Here is a 24,104-nt window from a genome sequence, read left to right on the forward strand (position 1 = left end):
GGGCGGCGATCAGGGAGAGATGACGGGGTCAGTACACGCCGGGCAGCAACCGCCAGGTCCGCGCGCAATAGGCATCGTATTCGGCGCCGAATTGCGCACGCAGCAGCGCCTCCTCCGAGCGGATGCGCGCGACGAGCGGCACCAGCGTCAGCACGACCAGCAGCACGCCGACGCCCGAGCGAAACGCGAGCGCCCAGCCGACCGAATTGACGAGCAGGCCGAGGTAGCTCGGATTGCGGATGTGGCGGTAGATGCCGTCGGTCACGAGCGTATGACCCGGCTGGATCGCGACGAGCCCGCTGAAGCGCTTGCCGAGCACGAACACGGGCCAGATCCGCAGCGCGCCGCCCGCGATGAACAGCACGACGCCGATCCAGCGCACCGTGTCGCCGCCGAAGGTCCAGACCTCCAGCCGGTCGGTCAGCGCCGGCAGGTACGCGAGCAGGAACCCGCTCACCGCGAATGCGGCGAGCACCCAGCGGTTGTCGCGATTCTCGCGCTCGCCGCTGCTCAGGTTGCCTTCGGTGAACAGCGCGGCGACGGCCATCACGAGCGTCGCGATCACGACGACGGTCAGCGGGGGATGCGAGAAGAACGCGTTGAACCCGCCGCTGCCGAGCACGGCGAGCCCGAGATAGACGAGCGTGGAGACGCCCGACAGGACGGCGACCTTGCGGGTGACGGTCATGACGGCCTCGCGGGGATGCGCTTTCCTGTGAAGTATAGGAAGTGCGCGCACGAAGTGCCGTGCGCGGCCGTCATGCGGCGCGCGAATCCGTACGAATCCTCCGGCGCAAGGCGGCGAACCGGGCCGGTGCGGCCAAGGCTCGCGCGCGATGCCGGATCAGCGGATGCGGAAGTTGCCGCCGATCCCGACGCTGACGGGCGGCGCGTAATACGCAGGCGCATAGCCGTAGTAGCCCGGCGCGGGCGCGTAGCCGTACGGCGGCGCGATGTAGCAGCCGGACAGGCCGCCGATCAGGGCAAGCGTGATGAGAAGTCTGGTCATGGCTCGATTCCCGGCGCGAAAGACGGATGGCACCTCGCGAAAGCCGCACCGCCGCAACTGGCGGCGGCCGGCACGAAGAGGCAATCCGCCCTTCCTGTCGCTCGATGATGCAATGCGCGGAGTCTAGCGCCGGGCCTGGCCGGCCGAGTTTCGCCAGCGGTTACACGTGTTACCTCGCGTGACCGCTGAAACAACCGGGGGCGGCGCGGCGTCCGGCCGGCGGGCCATTGCCGTGCCGCGTGCAATCGACCCGTTACACGAAACGCGCACGAATGCGCTGCGCGAGCGTTTCGAGCGTCGCCGCGTCGGCGATCTCGCGCGCGTGCATCCGCAACTCGGCGCCTTCCCAGCGCGGGATCACGTGGAAATGCACGTGCGCGACCGTCTGGCCGGCCGCCGCGCCGTTGAACTGGCCGATGAACACGCCGTCCGGCTCGAGCGCCGCGCGCACCGCCGCCGCGACGCGCTGCGTCATGCGGATGCCGGCCGCGGCCGCGTCGCCGGACAGCTCGAAGATCTGCGCGGCCGGCTCCTTCGGGATCACGAGCACGTGACCGTCGGCCTGCGGCATCAGATCCATGATCGCGAGCGTCGCGTCGTCTTCCGCGACCTTCACGCAAGGCAGTTCGCCGCGCAGGATCCTGGCGAACGGGTTGTTGTTGTCATAGGACATGGCGTTTTCCGATATCGGTTGGACAGTGGGACCGGGAGTGCAATGCCGGACGATTATCGACCGATGGCGGGCCGGATTTCAACTTGTCAGGCCGTGGCGTCAACGCAGCGAACAATCGACGACGACGCGCGCGCAACGTGTGTCGCCGAATGGAATATCCGGCCGGCGCCATCCGTTTATTTCGAGTGCGGTTTCGCTCGGCAAGCGCGCGCAACCGCACCGGACACCCGTCGGCTGCGCAGGCCGGCAGCCGGGATGACTGCTCGCGATCATCAACCGGAGACATGCCATGGACCCTCTCCCTTCCTGTCGTTCGCCCGCCCCGACCGACTTCACCGCTCATCGGCCAAGCGTCGCGCGTGCCTGTCGCACGATGGCGCGCACGCTATGCCGCGCGGCTTGCGGCGCCGGACTCGTCGCGTTGTCGTCGGCTTTCGCATGGGCCGGCGGCAACGACGTCATCCTGCCGATTTCGTCGGTCACCGCGTCGACCGTGCCCGCCAACGGCGACGTCAATCCGTACGGCATCGCGTTCGTGCCGCGCGGCGTGCCGTCGTGGAGCACGCTGAAACCGGGTGACGTCGTCGTGTCCAACTTCAACTCGGCGTCGAACGCGCAAGGCACCGGCACGACGATCGTGAAGCTGTCGCCCGGCCATACGCCGGCGACGTTCTTCCAGGGCAGCAATGTCGGTCTGACGACCGCGCTCGCGGTGCTGCGCAGCGGCTTCGTGCTGGTCGGCAACGTCCCGGCGCCGGACGGCAAGACCGTGGTCCCCCCGGGCTCGCTGCTCGTCATCAATCCGCAAGGCGGCCTCGTCACGCAACTGGTCAGCGCCACGCTGCTCGACGGGCCGTGGGACATGACCGTGATCGATCGCGGCCAGCGCGTCACCGCATTCGTGTCGAACGTGCTGAACGGGACGGTCGCGCGGATCGAGCTGGCGATCGGCAGCGACGGCGTCACGATGCTGCCGGGCTCGCGCATCATCGCGTCGGGCTACGTGAACCGGACCGATCCCAGCGCGCTCGTCGTCGGCCCGACCGGTCTCGCGTACGACCCGAACAGCGACGTGCTGTATGTCGCCTCCACCGGCGACAACGCGGTATTCGCGATCCAGAACGCCGCGTCGACCAACCGTAACGGCGGCGTCGGACGGATGATCTACTTCGACGCGGCACACCTGCACGGGCCGCTCGCGCTGGCGCTCGCGCCGAACGGCCATCTCGTGACCGCCAACGGCGACGCGGTCAATCCCGACCCGCTGCAGCCGAGCGAGATCGTCGAATTCACGGTGGACGGCCGCTTCATCGCGCAAATGCAGGTCGATACCGCGCCGGGGTCGGCATTCGGCCTGGCGTTCGGGCAAAGCAGCAAAGGCCAGCCGCAGTTCGCGGCCGTCGACGACAACACGAATACCGCGACGGTCTGGACCCTGCGACCGGACAGCAACATGCAATGACACGTCGCCGGAACGGGCCGCACGCGGCCCGTTCGCCCCTCCGCGACCGACACAACCGGGTCGCACACGCCGGGCACCATGCGCACGATTGACACGGCCCGGCGTCGCCCGCCCCCGCGATTGCCACCGCTTGCCCGAACCTGCGACACTGCCGGTTCCTGGCCTGCCTGCAGACAACCGAGGACGCTCGCGCATGACGATCCCCCTCAAGAAGCTGATTCTGCGCGGCGTCACGCTCGCGCTCGTTGCCGCGGTCGGCTACACCGGCTACATGCTGTCCCGGCTCGCGCCGATCGCGACCGGCTATGCGGCGAAGGCGCTGTGTTCCGGCGTGTTCGTGTCGGGCCGGCCAGCCGCGTCCGTGATCGACGTCGACATCATGGCCGGCGTCCATCCGCTGCTGAAGCTGGTGCGCCCGTCGCTCGACCGCGACCACCATCGCGCGACGGCGACCTTCGCCGGTTTCGCCGAACGCGCAGCCGACTTCCGGCCGGGGCTCGGCTGCACGCTCGCGCCCGGCGCCTCGCCCGGCGCGACGTCGGCCACCTTGCCGGCCGCGTTGCCGCCGCTCGCCGATCCGCCGTCCGATCCGCCCGCGCCGGCCACGCCGCCCGCCGGCATCGATGCGCGCAAGCTGCAGACCGCGCTCGACCGCGCGTTCGACGAACCCGATCCGGCACGGCCGCGGCGCACGCGCGCGGTCGTCGTGATGTGGCGCGGCCAGGTGATCGCCGAACGCTATGCGCCCGGCTTCACGGCCGACACGCCGCTGCCCGGCTGGTCGATGACGAAGACCGTGACGGCCGCGCTGATCGGCACGCTGGTTGCGCAGCACAAGCTGTCGCCCGACGCGTCGGCACTGCTGCCCGACTGGCGCGGCAGCGGCGACCCGCGCACGGCCATCACGCTCGACGAACTGCTGCGGATGACGAGCGGCCTGCAATTCAACGAGGATTACGACGACCCGCTGTCCGACGTCGCCGTGATGCTGTTCACGCAGCCCGACATGGCACGGTTCGCTGCGGCAAAACCGCTCGCCGCGACGCCCGGCACGCAGTGGTACTACTCGAGCGGCACGAGCGCGATCATCGCGCGCGTGATGCGCGAAGCGCTGGGCGGCAGCGAGGACGACTACCTTGCGTATCCGCGCCGCGCGCTGTTCGCGCCGCTCGGGATGCGCAGCGCGGTGTTCGAGCCCGATGCGTCCGGCACGCTCGTCGCCCCGTCGTACATGTATGCGAGCGCGCGCGACTGGGCGCGCTTCGGACAGCTTCTGCTGCAGGACGGCGCGTGGAACGGGCAGCGGCTGCTGCCGGAAGGCTGGGTGCGCTACCTGACGCGCGCGACGCCGCAGTCGGAGCGGCAGGAGTTCGGCGCGCAGCTGTGGGTCAAGGTGCCGGAGCCGTTCAACGATCGCGATCCGCAAGCGCGCGCGATGCCGGCCGACGCGTTTCATGCGGTCGGCCATGAAGGCCAGTTCGTGAGCGTGGTGCCGAGCCGTCAGCTGGTGGTCGTGCGGCTCGGGCTGTCGCGGCCGGAATCCGCGTGGAATCACGAGGCGTTTCTCGCGCGCGTGCTCGATGCGGTGCCGGCGCCAGGCGCGTGACGTGTGACGGCGGGTACGTGGATCGATGCATCAGGCGTGAAGCGGCAGCGATCGCAGCACTGCCGCTTCACGTGCGACCCGCCTGGCCTTACGGATTCGCGCTGCCCGCGTATTGCTTGAAGCCCTCGCGCGTCGCGAGACGTTCGATGTAGCGCGACACCGCCGGCAGATCCGGATGCTCGAACGGCGTGCCGAACCAGCGGTTCACCGACAGGCCGATCGGAATGTCCGCGAGCGTGAACGTGTTGCCGGCCACGTACGCGCCCGTCTTTTCGAGCTGCGCGTTCAGCACGTGCATGTGCTTCGTCCAGCCTGCAATCGACTGCGCGATGCCGGCCGGATCCTGATGATCGGGCGATTTGCGCACGAGGCCGAGAAACGCGCCGACCCACGAGCGGTTCAGGTCCGCGCCCTGCCAGTCGATCCACTGGTCGACCCGTGCGCGCGCCTGCGGCTCGGCCGGATACAGCGCATCGCCACCGTAGCGGTTCGCGAGGTAGCGGATGATCGTGTTCGATTCCCAGAGCACGAAGTCGTCGTCCTTGATGACGGGCACGAGCGCGTTCGGATTCAGCGCGAGATAGGCCGGATCGTTGGTCGTGCGGAAGCCCGCGCCCCAGTCTTCCTGTTCGAACGGCAGGTTCAGTTCGGTGCACAGCCACAGCACCTTGCGGACGTTGATGGACGGAATCTTGCCGAGGATGTGCAGCATGCAGTCTCCTTGTGAGGTCGGATGCGGAGTGTCCGGGGCGCACGACGCGTCCCGGACACGTTCACGCCGAATTTATACACGACCTCGCGGCAAACGACAGGCCGCGTGCGCAAAATCGCCATGCGGCCGATTCGTCAGGTCACGCAGCGCGTGCTCGACCGTCGGGAAGCGGAACATGAAGCCGTCCCGATGCAGCCGCGCCGGCATCACGCGCTGCCCGTCCAGCAGCAGCTCGGCCATCTCGCCCATCGCGACGCGCAGCGGCGCGGCCGGCACGTGCAGCCACGCGGGGCGGCGCAGCACCTTCGTCACGACCTGCACAAACTCGCGCTGGGTCACAGGCACCGGCGCGACCGCGTTGTAGGCGCCGTGCATGCCTGCGTTCGACATCGCGCGTGCGACGATCCGCAGCACGTCGTCACGGTGAATCCAGCTCATCACCTGCGCGCCGTCGCCGAATCGTCCGCCCATCCCGAAGTAATGCGGCAGCAGCATCGGGCGCAACGCGCCGCCGGGGCCGAACACGATGCCCAGCCGCAGCACGACCGTGCGCACGCTGTAACGCTCGAGCGGATGCGCGGACTGCTCCCACTGCCCGCACAGGTCGGACATGAAGCCGGCGCCGGCACTGCTGCCCTCGTCGAGCCGCTCGTCGGCCGGACGCACGCCGTAGTAGCCGATCGCCGAAGCCTGGATCCACGTGCGCGGCTTGACCTCCGCGGAGTCGACCCAGCGCATCAGCGCCTGCGTGACGCCGACGCGGCTCGCGAGCAGCACCGCCTGCCGGCGCTTGCTCCAGCGCGCGCCCAGCACCGGCGCGCCGGCGAGATTGACGACCGTGTCGAAACGCTCGTGCGGCTGCAGTTGTTCGACGGACGTCACACTGCGCACGCGGCCGTGAAACAGGTAGGCCGCGCGCAGCGGATCGCGCGCCAGCAACGTGACCGTATGGCCTGCGTCGAGCAGCTGGTTCACGAGGGTTTCGCCGATGAAGCCGGTCCCGCCGGTCACGAGCACATTGCCGGCTGGCTGCCCTGCGAACGGATTGGCGGCAGGCGCACGTTGCGCGATCCGGCACGCGGCAATCCCGTCGCGAATACCCGACACCGTCACGCCGACGGCAAACAGGCTGAGCAGCCAGCCGCGCCAGTCGAGATCGATCGACCGCAGCGCGGTCGGTTCGTGCGCCCACACGGCCAGCTGCATCGCGATCATTCCGAACAGCGCGCCGCCGTTGACGGCCAGCAGCGTGTGCAGCACACGCTCGGTCGCCGGCAGCTTGCGGCTTTGATCCTCGACAACGAAATCCCACAACGTCAGTACCACTTCGACGAGTACGACCGCCGCGAGCGCCGCAACCCATGCGCCGTGAAACGCGACGTTCGCGATCGATGCAAACACGAGGCCGTACAGCACGGAACGCACCGCATGAATCGCCAGTTCGAGCCGCGCGCGCGGGCTGTGCGGCAGGTCCTGCGTGAGTTCATGGTGATAAAGCGTGTCGAACGCGCCCATCGCGCCCTGCACGATCAGCAGGTTGAGCGCCCAGTCGAAAGCAGGCAACGTGTTCATACGGAATCCCTCCTCCACAGCCAGACAAGCGGCGGCACCATCGCGACGAGTGCGGCAATGTCGATCGCCACGTGGCCCCACACCTGCGCCTGCCACGACAACAGCATGTCCTGCGGCGCCCAGATCAACAGGCCGGCCAGCAGCCAGCCCCACACTTCCCGTTTCCGCAACCGGTTGCCGAGATGGACGAGCGCAAGCATCCAGACCGACGCGCACTGCACCGTCGCGCCGATCAGCGACATCCACCAGATCTGCTGGGCACGCGCGGCGTCGGGCGCCACTCCCGCCCGGAAATGCAGCTCGATGCCGCGGTGATACGCGTCGAGCCACGGCGCGCCGGCCACCCACGGCACGGCCGCACCGATCAGCAGGTGCGCGATCGCCACCGCCGCCATCCAGTTCACGACGATGCGGCGCAGCGTGTCGCGCGCGGGGCGGCCCGCTTCCCTGCTTTCGCCGGCCTCGCCGGTACCGCACGCCGCATCGTCGCAGCGCGCGTCGGCGCGATACCCGAGCCAGCGCGAAACGGCATGACGGTTGCGTGCGAAGCGGCGATACAGCGGCGCAAGCGCATCGCGCATGGCCGGCACGCGCAGCAGCCAGACGAGCCAGCGGCGCCCGACCAGCGCATGGGCGGCCACGATGCCGTCGACGCCGGTCAGCATGCGCCCGTCGGGCAGGCGTGCGTGCAGCTCGCGATTCAGCGCGGGCAGGCCGACGCCCAGCGGCGCCGGGTCGAAGCCCGGCTCGGCGATATCGACGAACGCGAGCCGGTGTCGCACGTCGCGAGCCTCGAGACGCCGGATTTCCGCGACGCATAACGGACAGCGTCCGTCGAAGTAAAGAACCAATTCACTTGCGCTCATGCTTTGCACTCCTTCCTGTTTTCGCAAGCATCATGAATCGATCGATTGACTGCTTTCACGCATGTATCGCCCTCGCGCCGCTTCCGCGCGGCGGCGACATGCTTACATCGGCTTGACCACCATCAGGAAGTAGACCGTGAGCATCGCGAAGAACGCCGGATAGCCGAGCAGCTCCCAGCGCTTCGCATAGCGCCAGTAGCGCTCGGGCAACGCGGCGTCGCCGTTTGCATGCGCGAGCTTCGCCATCGATGCAAGTTCCAGCTGCAGCCACACGACCGGCAGCCAGCACGCACCGGCGATCGTGTACAGCACGATCGACGCGAGCAGCCACGGCGTATCCCACGACCAGCCGGCCGTATGCGCGAGCCACAGCCCGGACGCCGGCTGAAAGATCACGGCCGGTGTCGTGAACCACCAGTCCGCGCGCACCACGAGCCGCGACACGGCCGCGATCGCGGGCACCGACCGCGTGCGGTTCGCGAAGAACAGGTAGAACGCGGTGCCGAACCCCGTGCCGACCAGCAGCACCGAGGACAGGATGTGAAGCGCCTTGATGACGAGATAGGTATTCATGCTTGTTCTTCTTCTGAAAAGAGGATCAACAGGATGGCGAGAATCGGCACGTTCTTCAGCACGGGGCCGAACGGTTCGGCCAGCAGGCCCGGCATCGTGACCGCGATGACGGCCGCATACGCGACGATCAGCGCCGCTTGCGCGGCCCACAGGCGCCGCGACGGTGCAGCGACGGTCGCGATGCCGAACGCGAAGTCCAGCGCGCTGGCCGCGTAGAGCGCGATCAGTGCCGGCAGCCCCGTCAGGTGCGCAGGCGCGAGCAGCGCGAGGCTCGCATGCAGCGGATGAATGAACGCGCTCGCAATCGCCGTCCAGATCCACACGATCGCGAGCGCGCCCCGCAGCAACGGGCGCCGCCACATCGCGAGCGCATCGCGGCGCAGCGCGGCGGCCTGCGCGCCAATGAAGCTGTCGATGCCGCGCGGCGGCCGGCCAAGCACGGCCGCGGTCGCCGCCGGGTCGCCGGTGTTCCCGCCACGCAGCATCGTCCACGTGTCGCGCGTGAACATCGCGCCCGGCAGCACGCCGGACAGCACGGCCGCCGCGCCGGCCAGCGGGCCCGGCAGCGACACGCGGGCAGCCGGCGCAAATCCCAGCGCGGCACGGTAGCCGGCCAGCATCTCGCGGTATTCGACTTCGTCGCGGCCGACCACGTCGATCACCTGGCTACCGGCCGGCTGCGCATCGCCCGGTTGCACGACGAGCCGCGCGACGACTTCGGCGAGATCGTCGACATGCACGGGGCGCAGCCGCTGACGGCCACCCGCCGGCAGCACCTGCACCGGCAGGCTCGCGAGCATCCGGAAAAAACGCGCCGACGTGCCGTCCGTACCGTAGACAAGCGCGGGACGCACGATCCGGAAATCGATCGGCAGCGTCTGCAGGAAGCAGTCGGCCGCGTGCTTGCTCGCGAAGTACCGCGTATCGCCGCGCTCGACGCCGAGCGCCGAGATCTGGATCACGCGCCGCACGCCGGCGCGGCAGCACGCGGTGAAAAGCGCGCACGGCGCGGCGCGGTGCACGGCGTCGAGCGTCGCGCCGCGTCGATCGGCGAGGAGGCCGACCGCATTGATCACCACGTCGACGCCGTTCAGCCGCGCCAGCCACGCTTGCGGATCGACGTCCCTGGCGAAGTCGATCGCGATGTCGCGCGGGCCGTCCGCATGACGCACGCCGCGCAGCACGCGATGGCCGCCGGCTTCGAGCTGCGCGCACAGCGCCCGCCCGATGAAGCCGTTCGCGCCACAGACGAGGACGGTCATGCTGCGCGCGCCGGTGCGATCGTGCTGGCAGGTCGACGGCAGGACTGCGTTCATTTTCATCCTCTATTTACAGTTATTTCTGTACAGACAGAAATATCAACCCCGAAAAAAGCGGGCTGTCCGCCCGCACTTCCGTCACCGCTTACTTCGACGGCTTGCGCCTGACCGTCTGGCTGATCTTCGCGCCGATGCCGAGCGCCTTCATCAGCGTATCGGGCTTGAGCCGCAGCATCTCGTCCGACCAGGTCGTGAGCGTCTCGACGAACTGCAGCGTGTCGCGGATGCGCTGTTCGGTCTCGCGGCTCTCGTTCGCGATCTCCGGATTCGTCAGGCAATCACGCAGCACCGTGAGCGTCGGCTCGATCTCGCGCTGCCGCCGCCCTTCGACGATCAGCTTGAACAACTCCCAGATGTCGGTCGACGTCTCGAAGTGGTCGCGGCGGTCGCCCAGCACGTGCACGACCTTCGCGAGCCGCCACGCCTGCAGTTCCTTCAGGCTCGTGCTGACGTTGGAGCGCGCGACGTTGAGCGTCTCGGCGATCTCGTCGGCCGCGACCGGCCGGCCGGCCAGGTAGAGCAGCGCGTGCATCTGCGAGACGGTGCGGTTGACGCCCCACCGCGAGCCCATTTCGCCCCAGTGGAGAATGAATCGTTCGGCTATCGGTGTGAGTTCCATGCCGTGAAATTTAGGCATTTCAGTTATTTCTGTCAAGAGAGAAATAACTGGACGATCGGCCAGGTTCCGGCCGCGCCCGCCCGCGATCGGCCGCTTCCATTACAATGCGCGGGATTTTTCCGATTTCAGGCCGTTTCTGCCTTTCTGACTAGAGGGTTTCCATGATCATCAAACCGCGCGTGCGTGGCTTCATCTGCGTGACGACTCATCCGGTCGGCTGCGAAGCCAACGTCAAGGAACAGATCGACTACGTGACTTCGCACGGCCCGATCGCCAACGGCCCGAAAAAGGTGCTCGTGATCGGCGCGTCGACCGGCTACGGCCTGGCCGCCCGGATCTCGGCCGCATTCGGCTCGGGCGCGGACACGCTCGGCGTGTTCTTCGAGCGCGCCGGCAGCGAAACGAAGCCCGGCACGGCCGGCTGGTACAACAGCGCCGCGTTCGAGAAATTCGCCGCCGAAAAGGGGCTCTATGCGCGCAGCATCAACGGCGACGCATTCTCCGACAAGGTCAAGCAGGTCACGATCGACACCATCAAGCAGGATCTCGGCAAGGTCGACCTGGTCGTCTACAGCCTCGCGGCACCGCGTCGCACGCATCCGAAGACGGGCGAAACCATCAGCTCGACGCTCAAGCCGATCGGCAAGGCCGTCACGTTCCGTGGCCTCGACACCGACAAGGAAGTGATCCGCGACGTCGCGCTCGAACCGGCGACGCAGGAAGAGATCGACGGCACCGTGGCCGTGATGGGCGGCGAGGACTGGCAGATGTGGATCGACGCGCTGGCTGAAGCCGGCGTGCTGGCCGACGGCGCGAAGACCACCGCGTTCACGTATCTCGGCGAGCAGATCACGCACGACATCTACTGGAACGGCTCGATCGGCGAAGCGAAGAAGGATCTCGACAAGAAGGTGCTGTCGATCCGCGACAAGCTGGCCGCGCATGGCGGCGATGCACGCGTGTCGGTGCTGAAGGCCGTCGTCACGCAGGCCAGCTCGGCGATCCCGATGATGCCGCTGTACCTGTCGCTGCTGTTCAAGGTGATGAAGGAAACCGGTACGCACGAAGGCTGCATCGAGCAGGTGTACGGGCTCCTGAAGGACAGCCTGTACGGCGCGACGCCGCACATCGACGAAGAAGGCCGCCTGCGCGCCGACTACAAGGAACTCGATCCGCAGGTGCAGGCGAAGGTCGTCGCGATGTGGGACCACGTGACGAACGAGAACCTGTACGAGATGACCGACTTCGCCGGCTACAAGACCGACTTCCTGCGGTTGTTCGGCTTCGAGATCGCCGGCGTCGACTACGACGCGGACGTGAACCCGGACGTGAAGATCCCGGGCATCATCGACACGACGGTCTGACGAAACGCCCCGCCGCCGCTGCGCTCACCGGGCGGCCGGCGGGTTCGCGTTACTGCCGGCGTCAACGCGGCGCCGGTTCTTCCAGATAGACGCCCGACGACAACGTGGCCTTCACCTGCCGCGTGAACTCGTCGGTCGACACTTCTTCCTCTCCCGCCTCGATCGCTTCGTACGCCTGGCGCACGACGTCGGCCGGCGTCGCCTTCGGCACGTCGAGACCGGCCGTCAGGTCGGTATCGATGAACCCTGCATGCAGCCCGACGACTTGCGTGTGCTGCTCGCGCAGCGAATGGCGCAACCCGTTGGTCAGCGCCCATGCGGCCGATTTCGACACACCGTAGCCCGACAGGATCGGCCGGTTCACCCAGCTCGCGACGGACAGGATGTTCAGGATCGCGCCGCCGCCATGGCCGGCGAGGATGCCCGCAAACGCCCTCGACGTCGCCAGCATCCCGAACACGTTCGTTTCGAAGTGGTCGCGCAACGCGTCGGGCGCACCGTCGTCCGTCAGGCTGCCGAACCGCGCGATGCCGGCGTTGTTGATCAGCAGCGTGACGTCGCGCGCCGCGTCGGCGGCCGCCGCGACGGCCGCCGGATCGGTCACGTCGAGCTTGACGGGTACGACGCCCGGCAGCGTCACGCTGGCCGGATCGCGCGCCGCCGCATAGACCTTGCGCGCCCCTCGGGCGAGCGCCTGCTTCGCAAACTCGAGCCCGAGCCCGCGGTTTGCGCCCGTCACGAACACGACTGCTCCTTCGATCTTCATGATCTTTCCTTTCGCATGATGAATCGCCTGCGCGCCGGCTCGCCGCGCGCATGAGATCCGGTGGAAAACGAGGTTGTCATTGCGTACCTGACCGGTGCGCCGCCGGTGGCAGACGGCGAGCCGTCCGCTGCCCGTTGTCCCGCAGCGCCAAAGACGCCGACCGATTGCCATCCGTGTCCGGGCCGTGGCTTTGCATTGCCTGCCAAGTCGGCTACACTCGATATCAATGTCGATCACCATTGTCTTTGCGATGCATTGTGTTCGCGCCACACCGGCATGTCAATGGTGATTGCCATTGTGTTTTTCAATTGACGCGATCGGCCAGACGCGGTCGGCCAGACGCGGTCGGCAAAATCAGGGAGGAATCGATGGGCGTTTCAAGACAGCAGGCTGCCGAGAACCGGAGCGCGATCGTCGCGGCCGCCGAGCGGCTGTTCCGCGTGCGCGGCGTCGATGCCGTCGGGCTGACGGAGCTGATGAAGGAAGCCGGCTTCACGCAAGGCGGCTTCTACAACCACTTCAAGTCGAAAGACGCACTCGTCGCCGAAGTAATGGAAAAGGCGATGCACGACCGCGCCGATTCGCCGAACGCCGGCAGTCTCGACGCGCAGGTAACGTCGTATCTGTCCGCCGCGCATCGCGACAACGTCGAAGCCGGCTGCCCGCTGTCCGGCTTCGCCGGCGACGCGCCGCGACTGACCGACGCAGCGCGCGCATGTTACGCGCACGGCCTGGCCGCCTATCTCGACCGGCTGGAACCGATGGTGGCAACCGAAGGCGCGACGCCGGAACAGACGCGTCGCGACGCGCTCGCGGTCTTCAGCCAGATGGTCGGCGCGCTCGTGCTGTCGCGCGCGATCGCGGGCACCGATTCCGCGCTCGCCGACGAGATCCTCGACGCGGGACGGCAGACGCTGGCCGGCGGACGCACCGGCCCGGGCACGCCTGCGTAACGCCGCACCGCCCCTCCCGCGCTACTCGACCGCCCGTGCGGCATCCCACAGCGGCTGCCCGCCGAGCGCCGCATGCCAGGCGTCGAAACGCGTGCGCCATGCTTCGAATGGCTGCGCGAGCGGATGGCGCGGATCGTCGCTGAGCGAATACGCCATCCCTTCGATCAACCAGCGCGGCTTGGTCGCGACAGCCAGGTTGCCGAGCACTTCGGCCTGGCGATGATGGATCAGCTCGTGCGCGATGAAGTAGGTCGTCCAGCCGCGCGGCGCCACGGCCACCCCGAAATTGCCGAGCGTCAGCGCCGCGCGCGCGCCGAGGCCGAATGCGTCGGCGCACGCACGCGTCGAGCAGAACACGACGCGCGGCGCCTCGTGAAACGGGCCCACGGCCGCCGCCGCACGCGCATAGCCGTCGCGATAGAGCTGCTGTGCATCGCCGAGCTTCGCGGCATCGTCCGTGCAGATGTCGGCGCTCGGGCACGACACGCCGGGGATCAGCGCGGGCGCGACGATGCGCAGCGGCTTGACGAGCGCGTATGCGGCAATCGGCAGCGCGACAAGCAGGCCCGTGAGGGCAAAAGCGACGTGGGAGCGTTTCATCGAGGCGGCGGTTCCGTGGCGTTTCGTCGAAGTCTTCTGGCGTGAATATATCGGACCGGCGACGCTTCCGGCCCGGATTTTATTTCCGCCGAGATCCCGGTCGCCGAGGTTCACGATCGCAACTCGATAAAGATCTTTTTCGACCTAATAGCGGCTGAATAATATATTGGACGCATGATTCGAAGCGCCGCATCCTTGCCCCCTATCGGCTCGCTCCACCGCTCACGCAGCGGCCACACGGACACGGCAAGGACTGCACATGAACAGCAACGAACGGCTCGCCGGCATCGGCTACGGATTGCTCGCGGCGCTCATCTGGGGCGGCTTCCCGGTCGTCACGCGCGTCGGCGTCACGCACGCTGCCTTTGATGCTTACGACATCGCGTTCATTCGCTTCGCCGTATCGGGCACGCTATTGCTGCCCGTCCTGCTGCGTCATGGCCTCGGCACGCTCCGCCCGGCAGCGGTCGCGCTGATGGTGATCGGCGCCGGTGCGCCGTACATCCTGACCGTCGCGGCGGCACTCAGCCGCGCGCCGGTCGGCTATTTCGCGCTGACGCCGGGCAGCATGATCGCGTTCACGGCCATCCTCGGCCGGCACGTCGCGCACGAACGGCTGAACGCCGTGCAGGTCGCCGGCATCGTCGCAATCCTCGCCGGCATCGCGCTGACCGCGTCCGATGCACTGCACGGTGCGATCGGGCTGCCGGCCCTCTTGCTGTTCGCGCTCGGCGGCCTGCTGTGGGCCCTCTATAACGTCACGGCAAAACGCGCCGCCACCGGCGCACTGCACGCGACGGCCATCGTGGCGGTCGGCTCCGCGGTGCTCTACTGCCCGTTTTATCTGGCGATGCGCGGCGGCGCCGTGCTGCATGCGCCGGTCGCGGCCATCGCCACACAGGCGATTTACCAGGGTGTGCTGATGTCGGTGCTGGCGCTCTACTGCTTCAGCCAGGCGGTCGTCGCGCTCGGCCCGGCAATCGGCGCGACCTTCGCCGCGCTGATGCCGCTGCTTGCCACGCTTGAAGCGATGCTGCTGCTTGGCGAACGACCCCATGCAGCGGCGCTCGCGGGCATCGCGATCGTCACGGTCGGGATGGGCTTGAGTCTCGTGAGCCGGTGGCGCTCGGGAAAACGCACGCCCATCCGTCGACCGAACCCCATCGCGCACGGCTGAAACGCGCCACACGCGTCACGCGGCATGCCCCGTGCGCGTAGCGCCGGCACCCGCTCCCCTGCGGCTCACGCGCACGCCCAGCCACAGCAAGGCGACGCTGCACACGAACAGGAGCATCTCGACCAGCACGGTCTCGACATGCCAGTAGCGCGTCAGCAGCACCGCGGCAAGGTCGAACATGAAATGGCACGCGATCGCATACGCAAGCCAGCGCTTCGTGCCACGAACGAACGCCTGCAGCACGATCAACGACAGCCCGACATGCGCAGCCATCGCGCTCACGCGCTCGAACAGTGCGAGAAACGGCGACACGAGCGTCATGCCCGCGAACTGCGACCCGATCAGCGACTGCATGCCGACAGGCACGACGACACCCGCATGCGCGAGCAGGTAGCCCGTGCCGAGCGCGACGAACCCGACGCCGACCAGCAGCATCGCTTCCAGCCCGCCGTGCCCGAGCCCGAGCATGACGGCCGTCTGCGCATCGCGCCGCTTCGGCAGCAGATACCGGAACGCGACCCAGCGTCCGCACTCCTCGAAGAGCCCGGCCGTCAATGCCGCAAACACGAGCATCGGCAGGTGCCAGCGCGGATCGGTCCCGAGCCAGTGGAACAGCGGTGCCTGCCACGACAGGCGCAGCACCGGCTGGAACACGAAGAAGGTCAGCATGCCGTAGCAAAACACGCGCCACGGCACCTGCGTGCGGCGCCGCCACGCGGCCGCGAGCCACACCGGCGCGATCAGCGCCACGACACCCGCCGCGAGCGTGAAGCACAACAGCACCGGGGCGACCGGATGCATGACGGCTGCCGCTACGCGAGCTGCTTGTGGAAGTACGTCGTCGCGCACGGCGCGCCGTCGGGCATCAGCGCAAAGTTCGGCACGACGCCGACGCGTTGCCAGCCGGCCCGCTCGTACAGCCGCTCGGCGTCGCCGCCCGTCACGGTGTCGAGCACGAGCACGGTCTTGCCGGCGTCGCGCGCGGCCGCGTCGGCCGCCGCCATCAGCCGCGCGGCGATGCCCTGCCGGCGCGCGTGCCGCGACACGAGCATCTTCGCGATGTCCGCGCGATGCGGCTGGTTCTCCGGCTGCGCGGTCACGACCTGCACGGTGCCGAGGATCCGGCCGGCCGCATCCTCGGCGACGAGCAGGATGCGCTCGTCGTTCGCGACACCCTCGGCCACGCGCGTCCAGAACGCGACAGCGGTCGAACGCTCGATCGGCAACATGAAACTGACGGACGCGCCGCCCTCCACGCAATCGATCAGCACGTCGGCCAACGCGTCGACACAGGCCATCGCTTCGCGCGCATCGACGCGGCGGACGGTAACGGATTCGGTCATGCCATCTCCAGTAGTCAGGCGGGCCGCATGCACGGGTTCGGCATGGGCCGGGATAGAAAGCGCGCCACCCGATCGTCGAAGCGTGCACACCGACGGCAGGCGTCCGGCAACGTCGCGCCCGGTCGGCGCGCGTTACCGCCCCTTCATCCTACGCGACGAAAATTTCCGCTGCATCGGCGCTGGCATCGTCTACACTTAGCCATATGGCTAACTTTCAACCCGGCATCAGCGACGTCTTCCACGCCCTCGCCGATCCGACGCGCTGCGCGATCGTCAGCGCGCTCGGCCAGGGCGAGCGGACCGTTTCCGCGCTGGCCGCGCCGTTCGACATGGCGCTGCCGTCGTTCATGAAGCACGTCGCCGTGCTCGAGCGCAGCGGCCTCGTGCAGACCCGGAAAACCGGCCGCTCGCGCACCTGCGCGCTGGTCGGCAGCCGGCTGACCGAGGCCGAGGCATGGCTCGCCGCACAACGCGCGCTGTGGGAAGCGCGCTCCGACCGTCTCGTCGAATTCGTCGAACGCCACCATCAGGAGGAGCACGATGTCAGCAAGCCACGTCGAACCCGTTGAAGCCCACGATCTCGTCATCACGCGCACGCTGCGCGCGCCGCGCCACGCACTGTGGCGCGCGTGGACCGACCCCGAATTGCTGAAGGAATGGTGGTGCCCGAAGCCGTGGACCACCGAGGTGCGCGCATTCGACCTGCGGCCGGGCGGCGCTTTCCACACGTTCATGCGCGGCCCCGACGGCGGCACGAGCGACAATCCTGGTTGCTTCCTCGACATCGTGCCGGAATCGCGCATCGCGTTCACGTCGATGCTCACCGGCGGCTGGCGGCCGCAGGCGCCGTGGATGGGCTTCACGGCAATCATCACGATGGCCGACGACGATGCGGGCAGCCGCTACGAGGCGCGCGTGATGCACCCCGATGCCGCGACGCGCGAGCGTCACGAAGCGCTCGGATTTTTCGAGGGCTGGAACACCTGCATCACGCAGCTCGACGCCTTCGCCGCCGATCTGCGCTGAGCGGCTGAGCGCGCCCGCGCAGGCGGCCATTGCATGCCGCCGCGCCCGCGCCTAGGATTCCTGAAGGAAGCATGACGACACGCCGGCCGCCGGCGTGCACCGTCGCGCACATTCCGCGGGAGGCCACATGTTGCACACGCACACACATTCGACCCGGGTCAGCCAGCACCTGAACGCACCGCGCGGGCGCGTCTACCGCGCACTGCTCGATCCGCACGCGGTCGAGCAGTGGAAGGTGCCCGACGGCATGACGTGCCGCGTGCATGCGTACGATGCGCGCGAAGGCGGCGCGCTGCGCGTGTCGCTGAGCTACGACGCGCCGTCGGCCGGCACCGGCAAGTCCGGCGCGCGCACCGACACGTATCACGGCCGCTTCGTCACGCTCGTGCCGGACGAGCAGATCGTCGAGATCGACGTGTTCGAAACCGACGATCCGATGCTGCGCGGCGCCATGACGATCACGATCACGCTGTCCGACGAAGCCGGCGGCACGCGCGTGGACGCCGTGCACGACGGCGTACCGCCCGGCGTGCCGGCCGCCGACAACGAAACGGGCTGGCAGATGGCGCTGGCGCGGCTCGCGGCGCTGGTGGAAGCCGGGTGACCGCACGCACGCGCGTCAGCCGAGCCGGTAGGCGCGCGTGACCGTGCCGCGGAACAAGGCGTCGCGCTCGTCCGGGCTGGCCTGCGCGGTCAGCCGCTTGAACGCGTTCCAGCCGTTCACGAACGAATACGAGCCCTTGTCGACCGGGAAATTGCCCTCGAACATGCAGCGCCCGGGGCCGAACGCGTCGATGCAGGTCATCATCCACGGCTTCCACGCGTCGGCGAGCTGCACGGAAGACGGCGGCTTCGCGCCCTTCTCGAAATCGAACCCGTTGATGCGCATCCCCAGGCCGCCGACCTTCACGTACACGTTCGGCAGTTTCGCGAGCGCGCGCATCGACGCCGACCAGCGCTCGAACACCTCCGGCCGTTTGTCCGCATAGCTGGCGATCCGCACGACGCCGCCGCAGTGATTGACGATGATGCGCGTGTCGGGGTTCGCCTTCGCGAGATCGAACAGTTCGGGCAGTTGCGGAAAGAACAGCCACGCATCGTACGACAGCCCGAGCGGCGCGAGCTGAGCGACGCCGGCCCGATAGGCGGGATCGAGCAGCAACCCGCGCGGCACCGCCGACAACGGATTGGCGAGCGTCGGATCGGCATCCCACGTGGTGAGGTGCCGGACACCGCGAAACCGTCCGCGCCCGGCTTCGAGATGCGCCTCCAGCACGTCGCGCACGCGTGCGCCGAGCCGCAGGTCCGCATGGCCGACGATACCTTTCGCGACGGCCACCGGGCCGTGCTGCAGCGGCTCGGTCACGCCGGCGACATAGGCCGTCTCGCCCACCGGCTTCAGTTCGGCCGGGCCCGAGTCGCGATAGCGCGTCTGCGCCTGCATGTAGACGGACGCCTGGATGTCGTGGCCCGAGCGCGCGTCCTGCAGATAGTCGTCGAGCATGTAGATCCAGCCCGGCCGTTCATAGAAATGATGATGCGCGTCGACGATCGGCAGGTCGGGCTCGAGCGCGGGTTCGAGCGCCGACGCGAGCCAGTCGGGGCGGACGGCGAGATAGTTGCCTTGCGTCGTCATGCGGGAAGCTCCATCGTGGGCCGGCGTCTCGGCGAACGCGGGCAGCGCGAACGAGGCCGCGGCCGCGCCGAGCAGCCGGCGTCGCTTGGTCGAAATCGTGTCCATGTCATTCGCTCCGGTCGAACGCGTACAGCGACAGCGTGAGCAGCGTCGTGATCGCCAGCACGACCGCGAGGCCGAGCATGCCGGCCGTGAAGGTGCCGAAGCTGTCCTTCAGGTAGCCGACGAGATAGGGGCCCGCGAAGCCGCCGAGCGCACCGATCGAGTTGATCAGCGCCAGCCCGCCGGCCGCCGCCTGGCCGGACAGGAAGCGCGACGGCAACGTGTAGAAGATCGTACGGCCGGCAATCGTGCCGATCAGCGCGAGCGTGATGCCGACGAGCGCCGGCCCGAGCGTCAGGAAATGCGTCGACACGCCAAGCGCCACCGCGCCGATGAACAGCCCGACCGCCAGGTTCGCGACGGGCCCGCCTCGACGGTCCACCCGTTTCGCCCACCACAGCAGCGCGACCGTCGCGAAGAAGTACGGCACCGCGGACACCCAGCCCGTCTGCATCGTCGACATGCCGTGCGCCTTCAGCATCTGCGGCAGCCAGATGCCGATCCCGTACGAGCCCATCGTGAAGCCGAACGAGATCAGCGCCAGCACGTACACGCGCACGTCGCGCAGCGCGACGCCAAAGCGCTTCTTGCGGCCGGCTGCCGCGCCTTCGCGCTCGAACGCCCGCTGCAGCGCGGTGCGTTCGTCGTCCGACAGCCACGCGGCATTCGCCGGCGAATCGGACAGCAGCTTCAGTACGAGGAAACCGAGTGCGCACGCGGGCAGCCCTTCGACGATGAACATCCACTTCCAGCCGGCGAGCCCGAGCGTGCCGTCGAGCTGCAGCAGCCACGTCGACAGCGGGCCGCCGATCAGCGACGACAGCGGCGTCGACACGGTGAACCACGCCAGCACGCGCGTGCGGTAGCTCGCCGGAAACCACACGGCGAGGAAGAAGATCACGCCCGGAAAGAACCCGGCTTCCCCGATGCCGAGCAGCAGCCGGATCGCGTAGAAGCTCGTCGGCCCGGTCGCGAGCGCGGTCGCGGCCGCCATCAGCCCCCACGTGATCATGATGCGGGCGAGCCAGCGCCGCGCGCCGAAGCGGTACAGCGCGAGATTGCTCGGCACCTCGAACACGCAGTAGCCCGCGAACATGATCCCCGCGCCCCAGCCGAACTGCGTCGCGGTCAGCCCGAGATCGCGGTTCATCGTGAGCGCCGCGAACCCGACGCTCGTGCGATCCAGATAGTTGAAGAAATACGTGAGCGCGAGCAGCGGGATGAAGCGCCACGCGGCCTTGCGCACGGCGCGCTGCTCGACCGATGCGTCGGTCTCGCGATCGGCGGCCAGCGCCGGGGAAGCGGATGTCATGGTTGTCTCCGTGGATACGGCGATCCGCGTCCGCGCGGTGCGCGGCCGGGACGCCTTTGTTCGTTCGGGGGATCGCGGCCGCGCTACGCACTCGCCACTTCGTTCGCCGAAGGCGCGCCGCCCGGCGCGGCATCGTCCGCGCCATGGCGACCCGCGACGACACCGGCATCGATCAGCGCACGCGCGTCTTCCGGCGTGTAGCCGAGCTCGCCGAGCAGCGCACACGTGTCCTGGCCGAGCGCGGGCGGTGCCGAGCGCAACCGCAGGCGTTCGCCCGCGAGCGTCAGCGGCAGCAGCGCGGTGCGCGTGTCGACCGGTCGCCCGGCGCTGCTCGCATCGGCCGGCAGCGTCACGGCCTCGAGGCCGCCCGTGGCGAGCAGATGCGGATCGTCGAACAGGTCCTGCGGCTTCGTGATCGGTGCGTACGGCAGGCCGGTCGATTCGAAGATCGCGCCGATCTCCGCGGCCGAGTACGACGCCAGCCAAGCACGCAACTCGGGCAGCAGCCATTCGCGCGCCTGCACGCGCAGGTTATTGGTCGCGAGGCGCGGATCGTCCTTCAGCGCGGCCAGGCCGAACGCATCGCAGAACAGCGCCCACTGTGTGTCCGACACGACCGCGAGGAAAATCTGTTCGTTGTCCTTGACGGAGAACACGTCGTAGACGGCCCACGCGGAAATCCGGCTCGGCATCGGCGACGCGGCCTGGCCCGTCACCGCGAACTGCATCATGTGCTGCGCGACGAGGAACACGTTGTTCTCGAACAGCGAGCTCTGCACCTGCTGGCCGCGGCCGGTGCGCTCGCGCTGCGCGAGCGCGGCCATCGCGCCGATCGCGCCGAACATGCCGCCCATGATGTCGTTCACACTCGCGCCCGCACGCAGCGGCCGCCCTTCCGGGCCCGTCATGTACGCGAGGCCGCCCATCATCTGCACGACCTCGTCGAGCGCGGTGCGATGCTCGTACGGCCCCGGCAGGAAACCCTTGTGCGACACGTACACGAGGCGCGGATTCAGCGAGTACAGCGCCGGATAACCCAGGCCGATGCGCTCCATCGTGCCGCTCTTGAAGTTCTCGCTGAACACGTCCGCCGTCGCGACGAGCCGCAGCACGATCTCGAGCCCGCGCGGATCCTTCACGTCGACCGCGAGGCTCTTCTTGTTGCGGTTGAACATCCCGAAGAAGCCCGCGCCGGAACCGCGCAGCGCCCGCGTGCTGTCGCCCGCGATCGGTTCGATCTTGATCACTTCCGCGCCGAGATCCGCGAGCAGCATCCCGCAGGTCGGGCCCATCACCATGTGCGTCATCTCGATCACGCGCACGCCTGCGTACGGCAGCGCCGAAGCTGGTTGGCGATCGTTCATTGCGCGGCTCCCGCCAGGCATCCTTCCGGTTGCGCCGCCGTCGGCGCGCGGCCATCCGCATAGCGGAACCCCTTCGGCAACCCGGCGTCGGGCACGTGGCCGTACAGCGCCTCGAGCGGCAGCGCCGCGTGCAGGATCGCGCGCGCGGCGAGCAACGCGTCGACGTCGATGCCCGTGTCGACCCCCATCGCTTCGAGCAGGAACACGAGATCCTCGGTGACGATATTGCCGGTCGCGCCCGGCGCATACGGGCAACCGCCGAGGCCGCCCTGGCTCGCGTCGATCGTCGTCACGCCTGCATCGAGCGCCGCAACGACGTTCGCGAGACCCTGCCCGCGCGTGTTGTGGAAATGCGCGCCGCCGGCCTTGTCGCCGACCTCGCGCTGCAGGCGCGTGAACAGCCGGCGCACCTGCGCCGGGTTCGCATAGCCGCTCGTGTCGGACAAGCCGATCTCGTCGACACCGCATTCAGCCATCGCGACTGCCATCGCGATCGTCTCGTCGTCGCTGACGGCGCCCGCGATCGTGCAGCCGAACGCAACCGACACGCCGGCCTCGATCTGCACCGACGGAAACCGCGCATCGCGCAGCGCGACGATCGCGCGCACCTCGTCAATCATCTGCGCCGGCGTCTTGCGGATATTCGCCAGCGAATGTGCTTCCGTGACCGAGACCGGCAGCGTCAGCTTGTGCACGCCCGCTTCGAATGCGCCCTCGGCACCGCGCAGGTTCGGCGCAAGCGCGGCGACGTGCAGCCCGGGGATCGCCAGTGCATGCGCGACGACTTCGCGCACGTCGGCCATTTGCGGCAACAGCCGGGCCGGCACGAACGACCCGACCTCGATCTCGCGCAGGCCGGCCGCGGCCAGCGCGGTGATCCAGCGCAGCTTGCCGGCCGTCGGCATCACGGCCTTGATGCTCTGCAATCCATCGCGCGGACCGACCTCGCTGACCAGCACCTTCGGCATTTCGGAAACATTCATTCGACACCTCATCGTTCTATCTGAAAGAACATCGTTCTGTTTGACAGAACTTTAGGCGCACAGTGAGTAAGCGGTAAGCGGGGTATACCCGCTAAATTGCGATTTTCTGGAACTTGAGTTCTGTCAGACAGAACGATATAGTCGACCGATCATCATTCGAAGGAAACAGGCAGTGCCCACGAATCAAGCAGATCACGCCGGCGACGGACCCGATCCGGCGGCCGAAGAAGCGTCCAGCGGCGTCGCCGTGCTCGATCGCGCGTTCGCGATCCTCCGTGCGTTCGGCCAGACCGACGACCGGCTGTCGCTCGCCGAGCTGTCGCGCCGCACCGGGCTGTACAAGAGCACGATCCTGCGGCTGCTCGCCGCGCTTGAGCATGGCGGCTTCATGCGCAAGCTCGACGACGGCCAGTACGCGATCGGCCACGAGCCGCTGCGGCTCGCCGCGCTGTACCAGCGTTCGTTCCGTGTCGGCCCGGTGGTCGAGCCGCTGCTCGAGACGCTGAGCCGCGAACTCGGCGAAACGGCGTCGTTCTACGTGCGCCAGGGCGACATGCGTTCGGTGCTCTATCGCGTCGAGCCCGCCCGCGCGGTGCGCGTGTCGATTCGCGTCGGCGAGGAATTTCCGGTTCGCCAGGGGGCGTCCGGGAAAGTGCTGCTGGCCTTCACCGACACGCACGACGCCCGCTGGGATGACGTGCGCGAACAGCTGTGGGCCGTGTCGTACGGCGAGCGCGACCCCGAGACGGCATCGGCATCCGTGCCCGTGTTCGGCGCGGCCGGCGAATGCGTCGGCGCGCTGACGGTGTCGGGCCCGAAGTCGCGGCTCGCCGCCGCGCCAGCGATGGCCGCGGCGCTTGCGATGCTGCTGCCGCTCGCACAGAAGGCGACCGTCGCGCTCGGTGGCGCGGGCGCACGCTACGACGCAGCGGCCGTGCGCGACAGTCTCGCGCGGCTCGCGTCGTCAGCGGACGACGCGGCACGGTCGTAGGGAGCCGGCTGCGCCCGGCCGCCAATGAGGCAACGCGAATGGCGGCAGCATGCGACACTGGCCGCCGATGCACGCA

General features: G+C 68.5%; 27 protein-coding genes. 10 read left to right on the plus strand and 17 right to left on the minus strand.

Going from position 1 to position 24,104, the window contains the following annotated elements:
- Positions 1–28: 28 nt before the first annotated feature.
- The 3 genes from HWX87_RS13870 to HWX87_RS13880 all read right to left on the minus strand — a co-directional run bounded on the left by HWX87_RS13870 (position 29) and on the right by HWX87_RS13880 (position 1,682).
- Positions 29–688, minus strand: a complete 660-nt coding sequence (locus HWX87_RS13870; RefSeq protein ID WP_176047636.1) for an isoprenylcysteine carboxylmethyltransferase family protein — start codon at positions 686–688, stop codon at positions 29–31.
- A gap of 156 nt (positions 689–844) precedes the next feature.
- Positions 845–1,009 (minus strand): hypothetical protein, encoded by a 165-nt coding sequence (locus HWX87_RS13875; RefSeq protein WP_176047637.1) that lies wholly within the window; start codon positions 1,007–1,009, stop codon positions 845–847.
- A 253-nt stretch (positions 1,010–1,262) separates the two neighbouring features.
- Entirely contained in the window at positions 1,263–1,682 is a 420-nt protein-coding gene (locus HWX87_RS13880; RefSeq protein WP_176047638.1) for an HIT domain-containing protein, read from the minus strand.
- A 289-nt stretch (positions 1,683–1,971) separates the two neighbouring features.
- Between HWX87_RS13880 and HWX87_RS13885 the strand changes: the two genes are divergently transcribed.
- A complete protein-coding gene (locus HWX87_RS13885) occupies positions 1,972–3,144 on the plus strand; it encodes a hypothetical protein (RefSeq protein ID WP_176047639.1) in 1,173 nt (390 codons plus the stop codon).
- A 193-nt stretch (positions 3,145–3,337) separates the two neighbouring features.
- Complete coding sequence (locus tag HWX87_RS13890) at positions 3,338–4,750, plus strand: serine hydrolase (RefSeq protein ID WP_176047640.1); 1,413 nt, start codon at positions 3,338–3,340, stop codon at positions 4,748–4,750.
- Between the two features lie 88 nt (positions 4,751–4,838).
- Here the strand turns inward: HWX87_RS13890 and HWX87_RS13895 are convergent, their stop codons facing one another.
- The 6 genes from HWX87_RS13895 to HWX87_RS13920 all read right to left on the minus strand — a co-directional run bounded on the left by HWX87_RS13895 (position 4,839) and on the right by HWX87_RS13920 (position 10,411).
- Positions 4,839–5,462, minus strand: a complete 624-nt coding sequence (locus HWX87_RS13895) for a glutathione S-transferase (protein ID WP_176047641.1) — start codon at positions 5,460–5,462, stop codon at positions 4,839–4,841.
- Between the two features lie 72 nt (positions 5,463–5,534).
- Positions 5,535–7,034, minus strand: a complete 1,500-nt coding sequence (locus HWX87_RS13900) for a TIGR01777 family oxidoreductase (RefSeq protein WP_176047642.1) — start codon at positions 7,032–7,034, stop codon at positions 5,535–5,537.
- Positions 7,031–7,900, minus strand: a complete 870-nt coding sequence (locus HWX87_RS13905) for a DUF393 domain-containing protein (RefSeq protein ID WP_176047643.1) — start codon at positions 7,898–7,900, stop codon at positions 7,031–7,033. Before HWX87_RS13905 ends, HWX87_RS13900 begins: the two co-directional genes overlap by 4 nt.
- Before the next feature lie 102 nt (positions 7,901–8,002).
- The gene (locus HWX87_RS13910) at positions 8,003–8,473 is read right to left on the minus strand and encodes a DUF2269 domain-containing protein (RefSeq protein WP_176047644.1); all 471 of its coding nucleotides are present in this window, start codon (positions 8,471–8,473) and stop codon (positions 8,003–8,005) included.
- Positions 8,470–9,789, minus strand: coding sequence for an SDR family oxidoreductase (locus HWX87_RS13915; protein ID WP_176047645.1), 1,320 nt, complete (start codon positions 9,787–9,789; stop codon positions 8,470–8,472). Before HWX87_RS13915 ends, HWX87_RS13910 begins: the two co-directional genes overlap by 4 nt.
- Positions 9,790–9,877: 88 nt before the next feature.
- Entirely contained in the window at positions 9,878–10,411 is a 534-nt protein-coding gene (locus HWX87_RS13920; RefSeq protein WP_176047860.1) for a MarR family transcriptional regulator, read from the minus strand.
- 161 nt (positions 10,412–10,572) lie between these two features.
- Here HWX87_RS13920 and fabV point away from each other — a divergent pair, with 161 nt between their 5' ends.
- Positions 10,573–11,775 carry an enoyl-ACP reductase FabV gene (gene fabV, locus HWX87_RS13925; protein ID WP_176047646.1) on the plus strand — a complete coding sequence of 401 codons (1,203 nt, stop codon included), beginning with the start codon at positions 10,573–10,575 and terminating at the stop codon, positions 11,773–11,775.
- Positions 11,776–11,836: 61 nt separating this feature from the next.
- On the opposite strand, the gene HWX87_RS13930 is transcribed toward fabV, so the two are convergent.
- Complete coding sequence (locus HWX87_RS13930) at positions 11,837–12,541, minus strand: SDR family oxidoreductase (RefSeq protein ID WP_176047647.1); 705 nt, start codon at positions 12,539–12,541, stop codon at positions 11,837–11,839.
- Positions 12,542–12,601: 60 nt separating this feature from the next.
- Between HWX87_RS13930 and HWX87_RS13935 the strand changes: the two genes are divergently transcribed.
- Positions 12,602–12,853, plus strand: coding sequence for a hypothetical protein (locus tag HWX87_RS13935; RefSeq protein ID WP_176047648.1), 252 nt, complete (start codon positions 12,602–12,604; stop codon positions 12,851–12,853).
- Positions 12,854–12,909: 56 nt separating this feature from the next.
- Entirely contained in the window at positions 12,910–13,494 is a 585-nt protein-coding gene (locus HWX87_RS13940) for a TetR/AcrR family transcriptional regulator (RefSeq protein ID WP_176047649.1), read from the plus strand.
- Positions 13,495–13,515: 21 nt separating this feature from the next.
- Here the strand turns inward: HWX87_RS13940 and HWX87_RS13945 are convergent, their stop codons facing one another.
- Positions 13,516–14,094 carry a hypothetical protein gene (locus HWX87_RS13945; protein WP_176047650.1) on the minus strand — a complete coding sequence of 193 codons (579 nt, stop codon included), beginning with the start codon at positions 14,092–14,094 and terminating at the stop codon, positions 13,516–13,518.
- Between the two features lie 259 nt (positions 14,095–14,353).
- Between HWX87_RS13945 and HWX87_RS13950 the strand changes: the two genes are divergently transcribed.
- Positions 14,354–15,271, plus strand: a complete 918-nt coding sequence (locus HWX87_RS13950) for a DMT family transporter (RefSeq protein WP_176047651.1) — start codon at positions 14,354–14,356, stop codon at positions 15,269–15,271.
- A gap of 15 nt (positions 15,272–15,286) precedes the next feature.
- Here HWX87_RS13950 and HWX87_RS13955 read toward each other — a convergent pair whose 3' ends face one another.
- Both HWX87_RS13955 and HWX87_RS13960 read right to left on the minus strand, forming a co-directional pair.
- Positions 15,287–16,072 (minus strand): YhfC family glutamic-type intramembrane protease, encoded by a 786-nt coding sequence (locus HWX87_RS13955; RefSeq protein WP_176047652.1) that lies wholly within the window; start codon positions 16,070–16,072, stop codon positions 15,287–15,289.
- A gap of 11 nt (positions 16,073–16,083) precedes the next feature.
- Positions 16,084–16,614: a GNAT family N-acetyltransferase gene (locus HWX87_RS13960; RefSeq protein ID WP_176047653.1), complete on the minus strand. Its 531-nt coding sequence runs from the start codon at positions 16,612–16,614 to the stop codon at positions 16,084–16,086.
- Positions 16,615–16,817: 203 nt separating this feature from the next.
- Here HWX87_RS13960 and HWX87_RS13965 point away from each other — a divergent pair, with 203 nt between their 5' ends.
- The 3 genes from HWX87_RS13965 (at position 16,818) to HWX87_RS13975 (ending at position 18,244) form a co-directional block, all read left to right on the plus strand.
- Entirely contained in the window at positions 16,818–17,183 is a 366-nt protein-coding gene (locus tag HWX87_RS13965; protein WP_176047654.1) for a metalloregulator ArsR/SmtB family transcription factor, read from the plus strand.
- Positions 17,155–17,640 (plus strand): SRPBCC family protein, encoded by a 486-nt coding sequence (locus HWX87_RS13970; RefSeq protein ID WP_176047655.1) that lies wholly within the window; start codon positions 17,155–17,157, stop codon positions 17,638–17,640. Before HWX87_RS13965 ends, HWX87_RS13970 begins: the two co-directional genes overlap by 29 nt.
- A gap of 127 nt (positions 17,641–17,767) precedes the next feature.
- Positions 17,768–18,244, plus strand: a complete 477-nt coding sequence (locus HWX87_RS13975; RefSeq protein ID WP_176047656.1) for an SRPBCC family protein — start codon at positions 17,768–17,770, stop codon at positions 18,242–18,244.
- 15 nt (positions 18,245–18,259) lie between these two features.
- Here the strand turns inward: HWX87_RS13975 and HWX87_RS13980 are convergent, their stop codons facing one another.
- The 4 genes from HWX87_RS13980 to HWX87_RS13995 all read right to left on the minus strand — a co-directional run bounded on the left by HWX87_RS13980 (position 18,260) and on the right by HWX87_RS13995 (position 23,037).
- Positions 18,260–19,381: an amidohydrolase family protein gene (locus HWX87_RS13980; RefSeq protein ID WP_176047657.1), complete on the minus strand. Its 1,122-nt coding sequence runs from the start codon at positions 19,379–19,381 to the stop codon at positions 18,260–18,262.
- Between the two features lies 1 nt (position 19,382).
- Positions 19,383–20,690, minus strand: coding sequence for an MFS transporter (locus HWX87_RS13985; RefSeq protein WP_176047658.1), 1,308 nt, complete (start codon positions 20,688–20,690; stop codon positions 19,383–19,385).
- 83 nt (positions 20,691–20,773) lie between these two features.
- On the minus strand, positions 20,774–22,054 hold the full coding sequence (locus tag HWX87_RS13990; RefSeq protein ID WP_176047659.1) for a CaiB/BaiF CoA-transferase family protein: 1,281 nt from the start codon (positions 22,052–22,054) through the stop codon (positions 20,774–20,776).
- Positions 22,051–23,037 carry a hydroxymethylglutaryl-CoA lyase gene (locus HWX87_RS13995; RefSeq protein ID WP_176047660.1) on the minus strand — a complete coding sequence of 329 codons (987 nt, stop codon included), beginning with the start codon at positions 23,035–23,037 and terminating at the stop codon, positions 22,051–22,053. The genes HWX87_RS13990 and HWX87_RS13995 overlap by 4 nt, the downstream gene beginning before the upstream one ends.
- A 172-nt stretch (positions 23,038–23,209) precedes the next feature.
- On the opposite strand from HWX87_RS13995, the gene HWX87_RS14000 reads away from it, so the two are divergent.
- On the plus strand, positions 23,210–24,028 hold the full coding sequence (locus HWX87_RS14000; RefSeq protein WP_176047661.1) for an IclR family transcriptional regulator: 819 nt from the start codon (positions 23,210–23,212) through the stop codon (positions 24,026–24,028).
- Positions 24,029–24,104 lie beyond the last annotated feature (76 nt).

It is taken from the genome of Burkholderia sp. BCC1644, assembly GCF_902833225.1.
GTDB lineage: Bacteria > Pseudomonadota > Gammaproteobacteria > Burkholderiales > Burkholderiaceae > Burkholderia.